The 3,238-nt window shown below is 72.3% G+C and carries 4 protein-coding genes; 1 reads left to right on the top strand and 3 read right to left on the bottom strand.

Features of this window, described 5'->3' with window-relative positions:
- Both PLP61_RS13555 and PLP61_RS13550 read right to left on the bottom strand, forming a co-directional pair.
- Window positions 1-995 (bottom strand): ABC transporter permease (locus tag PLP61_RS13555; protein ID WP_324503272.1); only part of this gene is annotated, 995 nt, incomplete at its 3' end.
- The gene (locus tag PLP61_RS13550) at window positions 995-1,765 is read right to left on the bottom strand and encodes an ABC transporter ATP-binding protein (protein WP_324503266.1); all 771 of its coding nucleotides are present in this window, start codon (window positions 1,763-1,765) and stop codon (window positions 995-997) included. The genes PLP61_RS13550 and PLP61_RS13555, both read right to left, overlap by 1 nt.
- A 153-nt stretch (window positions 1,766-1,918) precedes the next feature.
- Between PLP61_RS13550 and PLP61_RS13545 the strand changes: the two genes are divergently transcribed.
- Window positions 1,919-2,530: an alpha-ketoglutarate-dependent dioxygenase AlkB gene (locus tag PLP61_RS13545; protein ID WP_324503265.1), complete on the top strand. Its 612-nt coding sequence runs from the start codon at window positions 1,919-1,921 to the stop codon at window positions 2,528-2,530.
- A 58-nt stretch (window positions 2,531-2,588) separates the two neighbouring features.
- Here PLP61_RS13545 and PLP61_RS13540 read toward each other — a convergent pair whose 3' ends face one another.
- A complete protein-coding gene (locus PLP61_RS13540; protein ID WP_324503264.1) occupies window positions 2,589-3,170 on the bottom strand; it encodes a LemA family protein in 582 nt (193 codons plus the stop codon).
- Between the last annotated feature and the right edge of the window lie 68 nt (window positions 3,171-3,238).

Genomic DNA, 3,238 nt, shown 5'->3' with positions numbered 1-3,238 from the left:
GTGGCACCCAGGACCCCCAGCACGAACGCCTCGACCAGCACCGACGTGGTCACCTGGCGGCGCGAGGCACCCATCGCCCGCAGCAGCGCCAGCTCCCGGCTGCGCTGGGCGACCAGGATCGAGAACGTGTTGACGATGAGGAAGGCCCCGACGACCAGCGAGATGCCCGCGAAGATCAGCAGGAAGGTGGTGAGGAAGGAGATCGCATCGAGCAGCGAGGTCGCGGACTCGTCCGCGGCGTCGTCGCCGGTGACCGCCTCGAGGCCCGGAGGAAGCTCGGCGGCCACCGCGTCGCGCAGCTCGCTCTGGGAGACCCCGTCCTCCGCGGTCACCCACAGGTCGGTGTAGACGTCCCGGCCACCGGTGAACAGCTGCTGGGCGGTGCGGGTGTCGAACACCGACACCGAGGCCCCACCCAGGGTGCCGCCGTCGCGGTAGCCGGCCAGCCCGACCACCTCCTTGTCCAGGACGGCCTGGCCGGTGGCGGTGATGATCCGCGCGCGGTCCCCCACGCCGTACCCGGCCTTCTCCGCCGTCGACTCGTCCAGGACCACCTGGTCGGGGCCCTGCGGCACGTGCCCCTCGAGGATGGTCAGGCCGTCCAGGCCGTGGCCGGCGGGCGCGGTGGTGAAGTTGGCGCCGATCCCCGGGGCCCCCTGGCCCCCGACGACCTTTCCGTCGGTGCCGACGACGTACACGCCGACGGCGGTGACGTTGCCGTCGACGCGGGCTGCTCCGTCGACCGACCGCAGGGACTCCGCGACGCTCGCGGGGATGGTCTTGGTCGACGGGCTGCCGTCCGCGGTGGTGCCGCCCACCGGCCGGACGACGACGTCGCCGACGGTGGACGCGAACAGCGCGGTGAACCCGCGGCTGAGGGTGTCGGAGAAGACGAGGGAGCCGACCACGAACGCGACGCCGAGCACGATCGCGAAGGTGCTGAGCAGCAGCCGCAGCTTGCGGCCCAGCAGGCTCTTGAAGGCGACCCGGAACATCAGGCACCCACCTGCCGGGCGGTCATCCGGGTCATGATGTCGAGCACCAGCTCACGGGTGGGCCGGCGGACCTCCTCGACGACCCTGCCGTCGGCGAGGAACAGCACGCGGTCGGTGTACGCCGCCGCGACCGGGTCGTGGGTCACCATCACGATGGTCTGGCCGAAGTCGTCCACGCTGTGCCGCAGCAGCCGGAGGACCTCGGCGCCGGAGTGGGAGTCCAGGTTCCCGGTGGGCTCGTCGGCGAAGACGATCCGCGGGCGGCTCACCAGCGCGCGGGCGACCGCGACCCGCTGCTGCTGGCCGCCGGAGAGCTCGCTGGGCTTGTGGTCGAGCCGGTCGCCGAGCTCGACGGTGTCGATCACCCCGCGGAACCAGTCGGAGTCGGGCTTGCGGCCCGCGATGGCCAGCGGGAGCATGATGTTCTCCTCCGCGGTCAGGGTGGGCACCAGGTTGAAGGCCTGGAAGACGAAGCCGATCTGGTCGCGTCGCAGCTGGGTGAGCGCCTTGTCCTTCAGCACGGTGAGGTCCTGCTCGCCGATGAACACCGAGCCGCTGTCGCCGGTGTCCAGCGCGGCGCAGCAGTGCATCAGGGTGGACTTGCCCGAGCCGCTGGGCCCCATCACCGCGGTGAACTCGCCGGCGTACAGGTCCAGGGTGACGTCGTCGAGCGCGACCACCCGGGCGTCGCCGATGCCGTAGGTCTTGGTCAAGTTGCGGACGCGGGCCGCAGGAAGGTCGGTGGCGGCCGGTGCGGGAGCGGAAGTCATGCGCCTACTCTTCCAAGTCGCGTCAAGCGCGTGCGACCGGGTTTCCCGGGTACCGGCCCCGAGCCGCCCCTGAGATCCCCCCGAGCCGGCATGAGCTGCGCCCGGCCCGCGTGGTGCCCGAACAGGTGTTCGAAGCCGTGGTAGGGTTCTGCGATGGAGTTCCAGGCGACCCTCTTCCAGACCGGCTCCGGTCTGGGCTCGCTCTCCACGGCCACCCGCACCCCGCTCGCGCACGGTGCGTGGGTGGACCTGCGGCCGCACTGGGTCGCCGACGCCGACGAGGTGCTCACCGCACTGCTCGACGAGACCCCCTGGCGCGCCGAGCGCCGCGCGATGTACGACCGCGTCGTGGACGTGCCGCGGCTGGTGGCGACGTACGCCGCCGGCCGGGCGCTGCCGCACCCGGTGCTCGAGCAGGCCCGCGAGGACCTCTCGGCGCACTACCTGCCCGAGCTCGGTGAGCCGTTCGTGACCGCGGGCTGCTGCCTGTACCGCGACGGCCGGGACTCCGTCGCCTGGCACGGCGACACGATCGGCCGCGGCCGGCACGAGGACACCATGGTGGCGATCCTCTCCTTCGGAGACCCACGGCGGCTGGCGCTGCGCCCGCGCGGCGGCGGCGCCTCGCTGGGCTTCACGATGGGCCACGGCGACCTGCTGGTGATGGGCGGCTCCTGCCAGCGCACCTGGGAGCACGCGGTGCCCAAGGTCGCCCACGCCGGGCCCCGCGTCTCGGTGCAGTTCCGGCCGCGCAACGTCTTCTAGGGTCCGGCCCGGGCGAACGACGTGACCGCGACCTCGGAGTCGCGCGCGACAGGGCCCCTCAGAACCGCACCTGGGGCGCCTGCTCCTGGCCCTCGGGGGCCTCGTAGAAGGTGCGGGCGCGGACGCCGGCCATGCCGGTGAAGAACATCCAGGGCACCGTGGCGACCAGCTTGTTCAGCGTGGCGACCGCGTCGTTGTAGTACTGCCGGGCGAAGGAGAGCTGTCCCTCCGTGTCGGCGAGCTGCTGCTGGAGGTCCTGGAAGTTCGCGCTGGCCTTGAGGTCAGGGTAGGCCTCGGCCACGGCGTTGACCCGCACCAGCGCCTGGCGCATCTCGGCGTCGGCGGCGGCCTTCTCGGCGACGTCGCTGCTGCCCGCCGCCTGCTGGAGGTGGGTGCGCGCGGCGGTCACGCTCTCGAAGACGCCCTTCTCGTGCGCGGCGTACCCCTTCACCGTCTCGACCAGGTTCGGGATGAGGTCGGCGCGGCGGGTCAGCTGGACGTCGATGCCGCCCAGCGCCTCCTGGGCCGCGATGTCGCTCCTGCGCAGCTTGTTGAACGCGATCGCGGCGAACGCGACCAGCAGCACCAGGAGCAGCACCACGAGGCCGACGAGCAGGCCTCCGACGACTGCGACGTTCATGTGTTCCCTCTTTCCCGTGGGCGTGTCCGGCCATTCTGCCTGCCCGGCCGCGTGAGCCCGGCGCGGCT

The organism is Nocardioides sp., from assembly GCF_035429765.1.
Taxonomy (GTDB): domain Bacteria; phylum Actinomycetota; class Actinomycetes; order Propionibacteriales; family Nocardioidaceae; genus Nocardioides.
Note: the sequence above shows the minus strand (reverse complement) of the source record. Positions and strands in the feature narration are given on the sequence as shown.

Excerpts from the sequence above, each read along its gene's own strand:
- PLP61_RS13550 (WP_324503266.1), bottom strand. The coding sequence starts at position 1,765 with ATGACTTCCGCTCCCGCACCGGCCGCCACCGACCTTCCTGCGGCCCGC.
- PLP61_RS13545 (WP_324503265.1), top strand. The coding sequence starts at position 1,919 with ATGGAGTTCCAGGCGACCCTCTTCCAGACCGGCTCCGGTCTGGGCTCG.
- PLP61_RS13540 (WP_324503264.1), bottom strand. The coding sequence starts at position 3,170 with ATGAACGTCGCAGTCGTCGGAGGCCTGCTCGTCGGCCTCGTGGTGCTG.